Source organism: Tabrizicola flagellatus (assembly GCF_046295235.1).
Taxonomy (GTDB): domain Bacteria; phylum Pseudomonadota; class Alphaproteobacteria; order Rhodobacterales; family Rhodobacteraceae; genus Tabrizicola; species Tabrizicola flagellata_A.
Genome location: NZ_JBKBLV010000021.1, coordinates 39,269 through 53,685, shown reverse-complemented (window position 1 = coordinate 53,685; position 14,417 = coordinate 39,269). Strand labels below are relative to the sequence as shown.

Genomic DNA, 14,417 nt, shown 5'->3' with positions numbered 1-14,417 from the left:
GCCCACGTCAGCGAAGAGCGACCGAAGGAACGCGATGAGCGGTCACTCGGCCACGAGGCGGCTGATGACCACGGTGACTTCCGGCTTCTTGCCGATCTCTTCCATGGCGACCTGACGGACGACCTTGCGGATTTCCTCCTCGAGCTTGCCATCGTCGGCCAGGATCTTGCGGCCCAGCCGGCCGATGACCTCATCCAGGTCCGCCTCCATCGTCTCGGCCAACGGCCGCTCGCCGCGTCCCGTGGGCGGCAGCCCCATCAGTTCCACCCAGGGCTCGCCCATCGGGCTGTCGGTCTCGTCCAGGATCAGCGTCACGGTGACTAGGCCGTTCAGGGCCATGCGGATCCGGTCCCGCACCACCCCGTCCAGCGCGCCGATCAGCGCAGTGCCGTCCAGGTAGAGCCGCCCGGTCTCGACATATTCCGCCACCTCGGGCACGTCGCCCGTCAGGTCCAGCATCGTCCCGTTCGGCGCCACGGCCGCCGCAATGCCGCTTTCGGTCGCGATGCGGACATGCTCGGACAGGTGCCGATGCTCGCCATGCATCGGGATCAGCATGTCGGGCAGGACCAGCCGGTGCACATGTTCCAGATCCGGGCGGTTGGCATGGCCCGAGACGTGATACTTACCGCCCTGGTCGTCGATCACCTGCACGCCCATCTCGGAGAAGGCGTTCCAGACCCGCAACACGTCGCGTTCGTTGCCGGGGATGGTCTTGGACGAGAACAGGAAGGTGTCGCCCTCCTTCATTTCGATGCCCAGGTATTTCCCCCGCGACAGCTGCGCCGAGGCCGCCCGGCGTTCGCCCTGGCTGCCGGTGACCAGAAGCATCAGGTTCCGCCGCGGCACTTCCAGCGCCTCTTCCGGGCTGACCGTCTTCGGGAAACCGGACAGCACCCCGGCCTCTTCCGCCGCCGAGAGCATCCGCTTCATCGACCGGCCAAGGACGCAGATCGTCCGCTCCGCCGCCCGCCCGGCCTCGGCCAGCGTCTTCAGCCGCGCGACGTTCGACCCGAAGGTCGTCGCCACTACCATGCCGGTCTGGGCACGGATCAACTCGGCCAGCGGTTCGGCCAGCGAGGCCTCCGACCGGCCCTCATGGGTGGAAAAGACGTTCGTCGAGTCGCAGGTCATCACCTTGACAGGGCGTTCGGCCACGATCTCGGCAATGCGGGCATCGTCCCAGCCCTCGCCCACCACAGGCGTATGGTCGATCTTGAAATCGGCCGAATGGAAGATGCGCCCCGCCGGTGTATCGATGACCAGGGCCGAGCTTTCCGGGATCGAATGCGAGACCGGAACGAACTGCACCTTGAACGGTCCGACCTCGACCGTCGCGGGGCGCGGCTCGACCGTGACGATCTGATCGACGGGCAGCCCCGCCTCCTCGAACTTCAGCCGGCCGATGGTTGCGGTGAACCGGCGGGCATAGACTTTCTTCTGCAAGCCGGGCCACAGCGGCGCCAACGCGCCGATATGGTCCTCGTGCGCATGGGTGATGAAGATCGCCTCCAGCCGGTCAAGCTTGTCGTGCAGCCAGCCGACATCGGGCAGGATCAGGTCCACCCCCGGCGAGGTGTCCATGTCGGGAAAGGTCACGCCCAGATCGACGAGGATCAGCCGCTCCTTCCCTTTCGGCCCATAGCCGAAGACGTAGGAGTTCATGCCGATCTCGCCGGCACCGCCAAGGGGAAGGTAGATCAGGCGGTTCGCGCTCATGACTTGTCCTTGTTGTAGTCGTTGATCAGGACGAGGCCATGCATGGTCAGATCGTCCTCGATGCTGTCAAATAGCTCGGTTCCCTGTGCGAACAGGCTGGCCAGGCCGCCGGTCGCGATCACTTTCATCGGCCGCTCGCGCTCGCGCCGCACTTCGCGGACGATACCCTCGATCAGGCCGACATAGCCCCAATACACGCCCGACTGCATGCAGGCCACCGTATTCGTGCCGATGACTTTCGCGGGACGGGCCACATCGACATGCGGCAGAGCGGCGGCAGCCATGTGCAAGGCTTCAAGCGAGAGGTTCACGCCCGGCGCGATCACCCCGCCGACATAGGCACCGTCCTGGTCCACAACGTCGAAGGTGGTGGCGGTGCCGAAATCCACCACGATCAGGTCGCCGCCGTGCCGGTCATGGCCGGCGACCGTGTTCACCAGCCGGTCGGGGCCGACCGTGGTGCCCTGATCCACGCGCGGCGGCACCGGCAGCTTGCAGTCCGGTTTGCCCACCACCAGCGGGCGGCAGTTGAAGTAACGGTCGCAGAGGACGCGCAGGTTGAAGACCACGCGCGGGACGGTCGAGGACACGATCGCCTCGGTGATCCTGGCCCTTGTCCCGGTCAGACTCATGAGCGAGGACAGCCAGACGAAATACTCGTCCGCCGTGCGCTTGTGGTCGGTGGCGATGCGCCATGTGGCGATGAATCGGGCGCCGTCCCAGATCGAGAAGACGGTGTTGGTATTGCCGCAGTCGATGGCAAGCAGCATCTCAGGCCCCCGGTCCGAAACAGGGCCCAAGATTTTTCGCCGAAGAATCCTGGGCGTCGCTCAAAAGAACACCTCCGCCGCCGGAATGGCAATCGAGCCTTGCGCCATGCGCAGGATCAGGTTGCCGGCCGGGTCGATGGTCTCGAACCGTCCCTCACGGGTCTCGGCCCCGGTGCGGGCGCGGATCGTCTCGCCCAGCCGCGCGGCATGGGACAGCCAATCGGCGCGCAGGGGTTCGAAACCTTCGGCGCGGAACGTCGCCTCGCGCCGCGCATAGGCCGGGGCGAGTGCGTCGAGAAAGGCCTCGGGCGCGATCCTGAGGCCGGTTTCCTGTATCAACGAGACCGGCGGCACCGCGCCGGGTTCGACGAGTGCCGGGTCGGGCGCGGCGATCAGGTTCACCCCGATCCCGATGCATAGCACCGGATCCGGCCCGCCCAGACCCTGGCTTTCGAGCAGGATCCCCGCCAGCTTGCCGCCGTTGCACAGGACATCGTTCGGCCATTTCAGCGCAAAGCTCGCCGGCAGCCCGGTCAGCGCGACCAGCGCGTCCCGCAGCGCGAGTGCGGCAGCGAAGGAGCGCAGCGCCACCGTCTCGGGTGGCTCGGCCGGTTTCAGGACCAGCGTGGCATGGAGATTGCCGCGCGGGCTGACCCAGGGCCGAGCGCGGCGCCCGCGGCCAGCGGTCTGGACCCCGGCCAGAATCCAGGTCGGGCCGGCAAGGCCGCCTGCGCGCCGGAAGCCCTCGGCGTTGGTGCTGTCGATCTCGGGCAGGACGATGCGCCCTGCCCCGGGCTCAGCGGACAAGCGCCTGGGCGGCCAGCGCCGCCGGGCCTTCGATGCCGAAGAGGTTCACCACGCCCAGCACCATGATCGCGGCCACCGCAACCAGCATCGTCCACTGGACGGGCGACATGCGACTGTCCACCGGGTCCTGCTCGGCGCCGAAATACATGAAATAGACGAGGCGCAGGTAGTAGAAGGCCCCGATCACCGAGGCGATGGCCCCGGCCACGGCCAGCCAGACCCAGCCCGCATCGACGGCGGCCTTCAGGACGTAGAACTTGCCGAAGAAGCCCACCATGGGCGGCACGCCCGCAAGGCTGAACAGAAGAACCAGCATGGCCAGCGCCTTCAACGGTTCCTTCTTCGCGAACTGGTTCAGGCCGGCGATGTCCGAAACCGGGCGGCCATCGCGTTCCATCGACAGGATGAAGGCGAAGGTGCCGACATTCATCGTGACGTAGATCGCCATGTAGATCAGCGTGGCCTGCACGCCGTAGGCGGTGCCGACCGACAGGCCGATCAGCGCATAGCCCATGTGGGCGATCGAGGAATAGGCCATCAGCCGCTTGATGTCGCGCTGGCCGATCGCGGCGACCGCGCCCAGGAACATCGAGACCACCGCCAGCGCCGCCAGCACCTGTCCCCACTGGCCCGGAATACCGCCGAAGGCGTCCTGCGCCAGCCGCGCGATCAGCGCCATGGCCGCGACCTTGGGCGCGGTGGCGAAGAAGGCGGTGACGGGCGTGGGCGAGCCCTCATAGACATCCGGCGTCCACATGTGGAAGGGCGCGGCCGAGACCTTGAAGGCCAGCCCCGACAGCATGAACACCAGCCCGAACAGAAGGCCCAGCGGCACGCCGTCCTTCACCGTGGACAGGATCCCCGCGAACTGGGTCGTGCCGGCATAACCATAGACCAGCGACGCGCCGTAGAGGAGAAGACCCGAACTCAGCGCGCCCAGGACGAAGTATTTCAGCCCGGCTTCCGAGGACCGGGCACTGTCGCGCCGCATGGCTGCGACGACGTAGAGCGACAGCGATTGCAGCTCGAGCCCCATGTAGAGCGTGATGAGGTCGGCCGAAGAGACCATGACCATCATCCCCACCACCGCCAGCGTGACCAGCACGGGATATTCGAAGCGCAGAAGCTCGCGGCGGCTCATGTAATCCTGGCTCATCACCAGCACGGCCGCGGCCGAGACCAGGATCGTGACCTTGGCGAAACGCGCGAAGGGGTCGTCCACGAACAGCCCGTCGAACACCGTGCGCTCGCCGGTCCCGGCCACGCCGATATACAGCGCCAGCGCCACGAACAGCCCCGCCGTGGCCCAGACCAGCGTCGCGGCCAGCTTGTCCCTCGTCGTGTAGACCGCCGCCATCAGCGCGGCCATGGCATAGCCCGACAGCAGGATCTCGGGCAGAAGGATGCGGAAATCTGCAGAGGTCATGGCGGGCTTCCTAGTGCATGGCCAGCGCCGCCGGATCGGCAGGCAGCGCGGCGTGATAGTCGGAGACGAGGGCGGCGACCGAGGGGCCGATGATGTCGGTCACCAGGCTCGGGTAGACGCCCAGGATCAGGGTCATGGCGATCAGCGGCGCGAAGATCGCCTTCTCGCGGCGGTCCATGTCGGTGATCGACTTCAGCGCCTCCTTGATGAGGTCGCCGAAGACGACCCGGCGATAGAGCCACAGCGCATAGGCCGCCGACAGGATCACCCCCGTGGTGGCCACGGCGGCCACCCAGGTGTTGACCTGGAAGATGCCCATCAGTGTCAGGAACTCGCCCACGAAGCCCGAGGTGCCCGGCAGGCCCACGTTCGCCATGGTGAAGAACATGAAGACCAGCGCATAGGCCGGCATGCGGTTCACGAGGCCGCCGTAGGCGTCGATCTCGCGGGTGTGCATCCGGTCGTAGATCACGCCCACGCAAAGGAACAGCGCGCCCGAGATGAAGCCGTGGCTCAGCATCTGGAAGATCGCGCCGTCCACGCCCTGCTGGTTCGCGGCGAAGATGCCCATCGTCACATAGCCCATATGCGCGACCGAGGAATAGGCGATCAGCTTCTTCATGTCGGTCTGCGCCAGCGCCACCAGAGAGGTATAGACGATGGCGATGGCCGACATCCACAGCACGAGCGGCGTCATCACGTCCGATCCCACCGGGAACATCGGCAGGCTGAAGCGCAGGAAGCCGTAGCCGCCCATCTTCAGGAGGATCGCGGCCAGCACGACCGAACCCGCCGTCGGCGCCTGGACGTGGGCGTCCGGCAACCAGGTATGGACCGGCCACATCGGCATCTTCACCGCGAAAGAGGCGAAGAAGGCCAGGAACAGCAGGGTCTGCATCCCGCCCACGACATGGATGCCGAACAGGCTGAAGGTCTCGGAGCCGAAGTTGTGGGTCAAGAGCTTCGCGATGTCGGTGGTGCCGGCGTCCAGATACATCGCGATCATCGCGACCAGCATCAGGACGGACCCGAGGAAGGTGTAGAGGAAGAACTTGAAGGCCGCGTAGATCCGGTCCTTGCCGCCCCAGATGCCGATGATCAGGAACATCGGGATCAGGCCCGCCTCGAAGAACAGGTAGAACAGCACCAGGTCCAGCGCCATGAAGACGCCCAGCATCAGCGTCTCGAGCACGAGGAAGGCGATCATGTATTCCTTCACCCGGTGCTCGACGGTCCAGCACGACCAGATGGTGATCGGCATCAGGAAGGTGGTCAGCATCACGAACAGGATCGAGATCCCGTCCACCCCCATCTTGTAGGTCAGGCCGAGGATCCACTGCCGTTCCTCCACGAACTGGAAGCCGGTGTTCGACGGATCGAAGCGGAACAGCACGAACAGCGAGATCAGGAAGGTGGCCGAGGTGGTGAACAGCGCAAGCCACTTCGCCCCCTGCCGCGCCGCCGCGTCATCGCCGCGCATGAACAGCGCCAGGATCAGCGCCGCGACCAGCGGCAGGAAGGTGATGATCGAGAGAAGCTGGTTTTCCATCTTGAGCAGCCCTTACTTCGCGCCGCCGAACAGCGTCATCCAGGTGACCAGGGCCACGATCCCCAGCACCATCGCGAAGGCGTAGTGGAACAGATAGCCGGACTGCGCACGGCCAGCGAGCCGGGTGAGGAAGGGAATGATCCCCATCGCCACCCCGTTGATCGTCCCGTCGATGACATTGCCGTCGCCGCGCTTCCACAGGAAGCCCCCCAGCCACTTGGCAGGGCGGACGAAGATCACGTCATAGAGTTCGTCGAAATACCACTTGTTCAGCAGGAACAGGTAGAGCGGGCGCTGCTGCGCGGCCAGGCGGCGCGGCAGGCTCGGATCCTTGATGTAGAACAGCCAGGCCACGGCAAGACCGATCAGCATCGCGATGAAGGGCGATACCTTCACCCAGGCCGGCACCAGGTGCGCGGCGTTGATCATCGTGGTCGGCGCGTGTTCCGCCTTGGCGGCCTTCTCGGCATCAAGGCGCGTATCGACCACCGCCTGCTCTTCCGGCGTGAAGGGCAGCATCAGGATGGCGCCCTTCGGGGCGACGCCGACCTCGGCCTTGAAGTCGTGCGACAGCTGCGCCTCGATCTGGGCATCGGTCTCGCCCGCCACCGGCTCGGTCACCGTCACGGCGGCGGCGTCATGGCCCGTGCCGTGATCGGCGGCCACCGTCTGGCCCTCGGTATTTGCCGCGGCCACCTCGCCATGCGCCTCGCCATGCGCGGCGGCAGCTTCCATGCCGAACCAGTTGCGCACCGCAGCCTCGTCGCCGAAGAAGACCTTGTACCAGATCATCCCCGAGAACACGGCCCCCAGCGCCAGCACCCCCAGCGGGATCAGCATGACCATCGGGCTTTCGTGCGGCTCGTGGTGGTGGTCGTCATGACCATGGGCATCATGCACTGCGCCATTGTGGTCGTCATGGCCGTGCCCATGCCCATGCGCGCGGCTCTCGCCGTAGAAGGTCAAGAACATCAGCCGCCAGCTGTAGAAGCTGGTGAAGCAGGCGGCCACGACCAGCAGCCAGAAGGCATAGGACGACCCGACCCAGGCGCTCTCGATCACCGCGTCCTTCGACAGGAAGCCGGCGAAACCGTAATGGGTCAGCGGGATGCCGACGCCGGTGATCGCCAGCGTCCCGATCATCATCGCCCAGAAGGTCAGCGGGATCTTCTTCCGCAACCCGCCATAGTTGCGCATGTCCTGTTCGTGATGCGTGGCATGGATGACCGAGCCTGCGCCCAGGAACAGCATCGCCTTGAAGAAGGCGTGGGTGAACAGGTGGAACATCGCCACCGAATAGACGCCCACGCCTGCGGCCACGAACATGTAGCCCAGCTGCGAGCAGGTCGAATAGGCGATCACGCGCTTGATATCGTTCTGCACCAGACCCACGGTCGCCGCGAAGAAGGCCGTCGTCGCCCCCAGCACGGTGATGAAGGCCGTCGCTTGCGGAGCGTATTCATAGAGGGGCGACATCCGGCAGACGAGGAAGACCCCCGCCGTCACCATGGTCGCGGCGTGGATCAGGGCTGAGACCGGCGTCGGGCCCTCCATCGCGTCCGGCAGCCAGGTGTGCAGGAAAAGCTGCGCCGATTTCCCCATCGCGCCGATGAACAGAAGGATGCCGACCAGGTTCGCCGCGTTCCACTCGGACCAGAGGAAGGTGAGGTTCGTCTCGGCCAGCGCCGGGGCGGCGGCGAACACGTCGTCGAAACGGATCGAGTCGGTCAGGTAGAACAGCGCGAAGATACCCAGCGCAAAGCCGAAGTCGCCGACCCGGTTGACCACGAAGGCCTTGATCGCCGCCGCATTGGCCGAGGGCTTGCGATAGTAGAACCCGATCAAGAGGTAGGAGGCGACGCCCACGCCCTCCCAGCCGAAGAACATCTGCACCAGGTTGTCCGCCGTCACCAGCGTCAGCATGGCGAAGGTGAAGAAGGACAGATAGGCGAAGAAGCGCGCCTTGTAATGCTCGCCCTCGTGCCAGTTCTCGTCATGCGCCATGTAGCCGAACGAGTAGAGGTGGACGAGCGCCGAGACCGAGTTCACCACGACCAGCATGATCGCGGTCAGCCGGTCCAGCCGGATCGCCCATTCGCTGCCCAGCGTCCCGCTCTCGATCCAGCGCAGGATGGTGATGTGCTGCGTCTCGCCGTCGAAGGTCAGGAAGATCCACCAGGACAGCGCGGCGGCCAGGAAGACCAGCGAGGTGGTGATGACCTGGCCCGCGCGCTCGCCGATGATCCGCCAGCCGAAGCCGCAGATGATGGCCCCGATCAGGGGAGCGAAAAGGATGATCGTTGCCATCTGGGTCAGCCCTTCATCACGTTGACGTCTTCCACCTCGATCGTGCCGCGGTTGCGGAAGAACACGACCAGGATGGCCAGACCGATCGCGGCCTCGGCGGCGGCGACGGTCAGGACGAACATGGTGAAGACCTGCCCCACCAGATCGCCCGAGAAGCTGGAGAAGGCGACGAGGTTGATATTGACCGCCAGAAGCATCAGTTCGATCGACATCAGGATGACGATCACGTTCTTCCGGTTCAGGAAGATCCCGAAGATCCCGATGACGAACAGCGCCGCGGCCACCGTCAGGTAATGTTCAAGTCCCACCATCTCTCGTTCCCTCTGGGCTCTGAATGGCCCGTTGCCGTTCCGTCGTCAGTCCTGCCGGACGAAGCCGCAGGCGCAATGGCCAGGCGGGATGCTACCCCGCTTCGCCCGATATCCCCTGGCGCGCAGGCTGGCCTGGATCTCGGCCAGGCTGTGCGGCGCCTCGTCCCAGATCGCCGCGCGCATGATCCCGGCGGCGGTGTGCAGGCTGTCCTCGGACCGGCCGGGTCCCACCCGCAGCGCCCGGCCCGAGCCGCAGTCGGCCAGCACCACCTCGCCCGCGGGCTCGAAGTCCGAGGCGGTCCAGAACAGCACGACATCGCCGCTCACACCCTGGTCCTGCAACTCGACCACCCGGCCCTGCGCATCCTGGCAGACCGGCAGCCCCGGAAGATCCGGGGTCCGCGCCCAGGCGGGCACGGCCATCGCGGTGGCCAGGGCAAGGGGGGCGGCGGCGTGCATCTAGAGGCCCTGCCCCGGCTTGACGTCCTTCAGTTCCATCGCCTTCTGCGGATCGCGCCACATCTGGGCCAGCACGTTCTGCCGCTTGATGTCCTTGCGGTGCCGCAGCGTCAGCAGGATCGCCCCGATCATCGCCACCAGCAGGATCAGGCCCGCCAGCTGGAACAGCAGGAAATAGCGGTCGTAAAGCAGCATCCCCAGCGCGCGGGTGTTCTCGATCTCGGAGGGCGCGGGCGCCACGGCCTTGCGCAGGCCCTCGGCCCCGTCGGCCACCGTCCAGACGCCGATCCCGATCGCCACCTGCATCAGGAGGACCACGCCGATCAGCAGGCCAAGCGGCATGTAGCGCGCAAGTTCCCCCTTCAGCGCGGCAAAGTCGATGTCCAGCATCATCACCACGAAGAGGAACAGCACCGCCACCGCGCCGACATAGACGATGACCAGCAGCATCGCCACGAACTCGGCCCCCAGCATCACGAACAGGCCCGAGGTCGAAAGGAATGCCAGGATCAGCCACAGCACCGAATGCACCGGGTTGCGGCTGAGCGTCACCATCAGGCCCGACGCCACCGTGATCACGGCGAACATGTAGAAGGCGAAACTGAAGACGGTCATGCGTCTTTCTCCTCAGGCGTTTCGGCGAAGACGGACTGGGCGACTTCCAGCGCCTTCTGCATGGCGGGCACCCCGCCGAACATGGACATCTGCCAGATCACTTCCGCGACCTCGCGCTTGGTGGCCCCGGCCGACAGGGCATTCTTGATCGTCATCCGCAACTGCGGCTCGCCCACCGGCCCAAGGACCGTCAGCGCCGCGATGGTCACGAGGAACCGGGTCCGCGCATCCAGACCTTCGGGGTTGAAGGTCTTGCCGAACCACATCTCCAGCAGTTCCTTGGGCATCGCCGGAAAGAACTTTTCCATCGCCTTCGCGTCGAAATTCTCCATGCCCGGCATGAAGGCCTGGGCCATCTTCTGGCCCTGCTCCATCCAGGCGGAAAACATCTTGGCGAAGTCGTCGGTCATGGGATCACCGGTAGGGCGCGTCAAGTTCCAGGTTGCGGGCGATCTCGGCCTCCCAGCGGGCGCCGTTCTCCAGGAGTTTTTCCTTGGTGTAGAACAGCTCTTCGCGCGTCTCGGTCGAGAATTCGAAGTTCGGACCTTCGACGATGGCATCGACCGGGCAGGCCTCCTGGCAGAAGCCGCAGTAGATGCATTTGGTCATGTCGATGTCATAGCGCGTGGTGCGGCGGCTGCCGTCCTCACGCGGTTCGGCGTCGATGGTGATCGCCTGCGCCGGGCAGACCGCCTCGCAGAGCTTGCAGGCAATGCAGCGTTCTTCGCCGTTCGGATAGCGGCGCAGCGCATGTTCGCCGCGGAAGCGGGGGCTGAGAGGCCCCTTCTCATGCGGGTAGTTCACCGTCGATTTCGGCGCGAAGAAGTACTTCATCCCCAGGCCGAAGCCCTTGATGAAGTCCATCAGAAGGAAATAGCGCGTCGCGCGGGTCCAGTCGATGTTGCTCATCGGTCAGCCTCCAATCGTCCAGCGGGCCCAGAAGCCGCCCAGCACCTCGAACTTCGCCAGGAACGCAACGATCACCACCCAGGCGAGCGACATCGGGAGAAAGACCTTCCAGCCGATCCGCATCAGCTGGTCATAGCGGTAGCGGGGCACGATCGCCTTCACCATGGCGAACATGAAGAAGAACAGCCACATCTTGGCGACCATCCACCACCAGCCATCGGCCAGGCCGGGGATCGGCGACAGCCAGCCGCCGAAGAACAGCAGGCTGATCAGCGCGCACATCAGGAAGATGGCGATGTATTCGCCGGCCATGAACAGAAGGTAGGGGGTCGAGGAATACTCCACCATGAACCCCGCCACGAGTTCGGATTCCGCTTCCGGCAGATCGAAGGGCGGTCGGTTGGTCTCGGCCAGCGCGCTGATGAAGAACAGCACCACCATCGGCAGATGCGGCAGCCAGTACCAGCCGAACAGGCCATAGCCCGTGTCCTGCGCCTGCACGATGGCGCCGAAGTTCATCGCGCCGGTCGAGATGATGACGCCGATGATGATCAGGCCCAAGGAGACCTCGTAGGAGATCATCTGCGCCGCCGACCGCAGCGAGCCGAGGAAGGCGTATTTCGAGTTCGAGGCCCAGCCGCCCATGATGACGCCGTAAACCTCCAGCGAGGAGACGGCGAAGACGAACAGGATCGCCACGTTGATGTTGGCCAGGACCCAGCCGTCATCGAAGGGGATCACTGCCCAGGCCAGGATCGCCAGGACAAAGGACAGCATCGGCGCCAGGAAGAACACCGGCCGGTCCACCCCCGCCGGAATGACGATTTCCTTGACGACATATTTCAGCGCGTCGGCCACCGATTGCAGCAGCCCGAAGGGCCCCACCACGTTCGGCCCGCGCCGCATCTGCACCGCCGCCCAGATCTTCCGGTCGCCGTAGACGAGGAACAGCAGGCTGATCATCACGAAGGCCACGATCAGAAGGCTTTGCGCCGCGATCAGCACCGCCGTCCCGAACCCCGTGGCAAGAAACCCGTCCATGTCAGTCCCTCATCCTCAATCCGCCAGTCCTACCGGCCCGGTATTCCAAGCTCGGCGCAGTCCGCCGCCGTCTCTTCGGCGACGATGGTACGCAAGCCCTCGGGCCGGTCGGCCGAGATGAGATAAACCGCATCCCCGTACCATGTCCGGCCCTTCTTCGTCACAATGGTCCGCACCTGCCGCGCGAAGCCAAACCCTTGATCCAGCGCATATTGCGCGGCAGCACAGCGGCCATAGGCCTCGACCTGCGCCCGGTCCTTCGCCCCCGTCATGGCGAGGTTGAAGCTGACCAGGTCCCTGTCGAGCAGGATCGTCGAGACCCCCTGATAGACCGCCTGTTGCCCGCGCTCCTCTGGCACCTCTCCGGCGGGCGTGCAAGCCCCAAGCGCCGCCGTCGCGGTGCCGAGGGTCGCCATGAGGGAGAGACGCTGCACCATCCTACTCCGCCGCAATCGGGGCCGCCGCCCGGGCCTTGGCCATGGCCGAAAGTTCCGCCATCACGCTGGACGCCCGCGCGATGGGGTTCGTGAGGTAGAAGTCCCTGATCGCGTTGCGGAACGTGGCCTTGGCCGGGGCCTTCACCGGGAGCGGTTGCCACTCGTTCTCGGGCACCTCGTCGATGCGACCCAGATGCGGATGCGCCTTGACCAGCGCCGACCGCAGGCCCGCCAGCGAATCCCACGGCAGTTGCTTGCCCAGTTCCGCCGACAGGGCCCGCAGGATCGCCCAGTTCTCCTTGGCCTCGCCCGGCGCGAATCCGGCGCGGAAGGCAAGCTGCGGCCGCCCCTCGGTGTTGACGAAAAGCCCGTTCTCTTCCGTGTAGGCCGCCGCCGGCAGGATGATGTCCGCCCGGTTGGCGCCCCGGTCGCCGTGGCTACCCTGGTAGATCACGAAGGGGGCATCCGCCCCGTCGCGGCTGATCTCGACCTCGTCAGCGCCCAGGTTGTAGATCACCTGCGCGCCTTGGGTGGCCATGGCCAGCCCACCCTCGGTCACGGCACCCACGTCCATCGCGCCCACGCGGGCAGCCGCCGTGTGCAGGACCATGAACTTGGCCCCCGCCCCGGTGGCATAGGCCATGGCCTGGGACAGGACCGCCTCGCCGTCGGCCTCGTTGATCGCGCCCTGGCCGATGATGACCAGCGTGTTGTCCTTCGCCGTCACCCGGCCGACCAGATCGACCAGGGCCGCGCGGTCGGTGCCCATGTGCTTGTAGTCATAGGTCAGATCCGCCGCCTCGCCGATCAGGCCCACCATCGCGCCACCCGCCCAGGCCTTTCGGATGCGGGCGTTCAGCACCGGAGCCTCGACACGCGGGTTGGTGCCGATCAACAGGATCACCTTGGCCGTGTCGATGTCCTCGATCTTGGCCGTGCCGACATAGGCCGAGCGGTTGCCAATGGGCAGCCTCGCCCCGTCGGTCCGGCACTCGACAGCACCACCCAGGGATTCAACGAGCGTTTTCAGGGAATACGCCGCCTCGACCGGCACCAGATCGCCGACGAGACCCGCCACCTTCCTGCCCTGCATGGCGGCAGCCGCCTTTGCCAGCGCCTCGCCCCAGGTCGCCTTCCGCAGCTTGCCGTTCTCGCGGACATAGGGCGTGTCCAGCCGTTGCCGACGCAGCCCGTCCCAGACGAACCGGGTCTTGTCGCTGATCCACTCCTCGTTCACGCCGTCATGGTTGCGCGGCAGGATGCGCATGACCTCGCGGCCCTTGGTGTCGATGCGGATGTTCGACCCCAGCGCATCCATCACGTCGATGGATTCAGTCTTCGTCAGCTCCCACGGACGGGCCGTGAACGCATAGGGCTTCGAGGTCAGCGCGCCGACCGGGCAGAGGTCGATGATGTTGCCTTGCAGGTTCGAATCCAGCGTCATGTTGAGATAGCTGGTGATCTCGGCATCCTCACCGCGCCCGGTCTGGCCCATCTGGGTGATCCCGGCGACCTCGGTCGTGAACCGCACGCAGCGGGTGCAGCTGATGCAGCGGGTCATCTTCGTCTCGACCAGCGGGCCAAGGTTCAGGTCCTCGGACGCGCGCTTGGGCTCGCGGTAGCGGCTGAAGTCCACGCCATAGGCCATCGCCTGATCCTGCAGGTCGCATTCGCCGCCCTGGTCGCAGATCGGGCAGTCGAGCGGGTGGTTGATGAGCAGGAACTCCATCACCCCCTCGCGGGCCTTCTTCACCATCGGCGACCTGGTCTTGACGACCGGAGCCTCGCCGTTGGGGCCAGGCCGCAGGTCGCGCACCTGCATCGCGCAGGAGGCCGCCGGTTTCGGCGGGCCGCCCACCACCTCGACCAGGCACATCCGGCAGTTCCCGGCGATCGACAGCCGCTCGTGGTAGCAGAAGCGCGGGATCTCCACCCCGGCGACTTCCGCCGCCTGGATGATGGTCATGGCACCATCGACCTCGACCTCGATCCCGTCGATGTTGATTTTCCTGAGGTTGGTCATGGCCCTACTCCGCCGTCCCTTCAGGCAGCCGCGGTCTCCGGCGG

Annotated in this window: 14 protein-coding genes; all 14 read right to left on the bottom strand. The window is 65.8% G+C overall.

Annotated features, from left to right (window positions below):
- Positions 1 to 42: 42 nt before the first annotated feature.
- The 14 genes from ACK4IU_RS11000 to nuoG are packed head-to-tail and all read right to left on the bottom strand — an operon-like array spanning position 43 to position 14,373.
- Positions 43 to 1,719 carry a ribonuclease J gene (locus ACK4IU_RS11000; RefSeq protein ID WP_409734899.1) on the bottom strand — a complete coding sequence of 559 codons (1,677 nt, stop codon included), beginning with the start codon at positions 1,717 to 1,719 and terminating at the stop codon, positions 43 to 45.
- Complete coding sequence (locus ACK4IU_RS10995) at positions 1,716 to 2,489, bottom strand: type III pantothenate kinase (RefSeq protein WP_409734897.1); 774 nt, start codon at positions 2,487 to 2,489, stop codon at positions 1,716 to 1,718. Before ACK4IU_RS10995 ends, ACK4IU_RS11000 begins: the two co-directional genes overlap by 4 nt.
- A 60-nt stretch (positions 2,490 to 2,549) precedes the next feature.
- Positions 2,550 to 3,296 carry a biotin--[acetyl-CoA-carboxylase] ligase gene (locus ACK4IU_RS10990; RefSeq protein ID WP_409734894.1) on the bottom strand — a complete coding sequence of 249 codons (747 nt, stop codon included), beginning with the start codon at positions 3,294 to 3,296 and terminating at the stop codon, positions 2,550 to 2,552.
- Complete coding sequence (nuoN, locus tag ACK4IU_RS10985) at positions 3,286 to 4,722, bottom strand: NADH-quinone oxidoreductase subunit NuoN (protein WP_409734892.1); 1,437 nt, start codon at positions 4,720 to 4,722, stop codon at positions 3,286 to 3,288. The genes ACK4IU_RS10990 and nuoN overlap by 11 nt, the downstream gene beginning before the upstream one ends.
- 10 nt (positions 4,723 to 4,732) lie before the next feature.
- Positions 4,733 to 6,271 carry an NADH-quinone oxidoreductase subunit M gene (locus tag ACK4IU_RS10980; RefSeq protein WP_409734890.1) on the bottom strand — a complete coding sequence of 513 codons (1,539 nt, stop codon included), beginning with the start codon at positions 6,269 to 6,271 and terminating at the stop codon, positions 4,733 to 4,735.
- Positions 6,272 to 6,283: 12 nt separating this feature from the next.
- Positions 6,284 to 8,578 (bottom strand): NADH-quinone oxidoreductase subunit L, encoded by a 2,295-nt coding sequence (gene nuoL / locus ACK4IU_RS10975; RefSeq protein ID WP_409734888.1) that lies wholly within the window; start codon positions 8,576 to 8,578, stop codon positions 6,284 to 6,286.
- A 5-nt stretch (positions 8,579 to 8,583) separates the two neighbouring features.
- Positions 8,584 to 8,889 (bottom strand): NADH-quinone oxidoreductase subunit NuoK, encoded by a 306-nt coding sequence (nuoK, locus tag ACK4IU_RS10970; RefSeq protein ID WP_103258174.1) that lies wholly within the window; start codon positions 8,887 to 8,889, stop codon positions 8,584 to 8,586.
- Positions 8,890 to 8,934: 45 nt separating this feature from the next.
- Entirely contained in the window at positions 8,935 to 9,348 is a 414-nt protein-coding gene (locus ACK4IU_RS10965; RefSeq protein ID WP_409734886.1) for a hypothetical protein, read from the bottom strand.
- Positions 9,349 to 9,963, bottom strand: coding sequence for an NADH-quinone oxidoreductase subunit J (locus ACK4IU_RS10960; RefSeq protein WP_409734884.1), 615 nt, complete (start codon positions 9,961 to 9,963; stop codon positions 9,349 to 9,351).
- Positions 9,960 to 10,373: a carboxymuconolactone decarboxylase family protein gene (locus ACK4IU_RS10955; protein WP_409734882.1), complete on the bottom strand. Its 414-nt coding sequence runs from the start codon at positions 10,371 to 10,373 to the stop codon at positions 9,960 to 9,962. Before ACK4IU_RS10955 ends, ACK4IU_RS10960 begins: the two co-directional genes overlap by 4 nt.
- A 4-nt stretch (positions 10,374 to 10,377) precedes the next feature.
- Positions 10,378 to 10,872, bottom strand: a complete 495-nt coding sequence (gene nuoI / locus ACK4IU_RS10950; RefSeq protein ID WP_409734880.1) for an NADH-quinone oxidoreductase subunit NuoI — start codon at positions 10,870 to 10,872, stop codon at positions 10,378 to 10,380.
- A 3-nt stretch (positions 10,873 to 10,875) separates the two neighbouring features.
- A complete protein-coding gene (gene nuoH / locus ACK4IU_RS10945) occupies positions 10,876 to 11,913 on the bottom strand; it encodes an NADH-quinone oxidoreductase subunit NuoH (protein WP_409734878.1) in 1,038 nt (345 codons plus the stop codon).
- A gap of 29 nt (positions 11,914 to 11,942) precedes the next feature.
- On the bottom strand, positions 11,943 to 12,350 hold the full coding sequence (locus ACK4IU_RS10940) for a hypothetical protein (RefSeq protein ID WP_409734876.1): 408 nt from the start codon (positions 12,348 to 12,350) through the stop codon (positions 11,943 to 11,945).
- A 1-nt stretch (position 12,351) separates the two neighbouring features.
- Positions 12,352 to 14,373, bottom strand: coding sequence for an NADH-quinone oxidoreductase subunit NuoG (gene nuoG / locus ACK4IU_RS10935; protein WP_409734874.1), 2,022 nt, complete (start codon positions 14,371 to 14,373; stop codon positions 12,352 to 12,354).
- Positions 14,374 to 14,417: the final 44 nt, after the last annotated feature.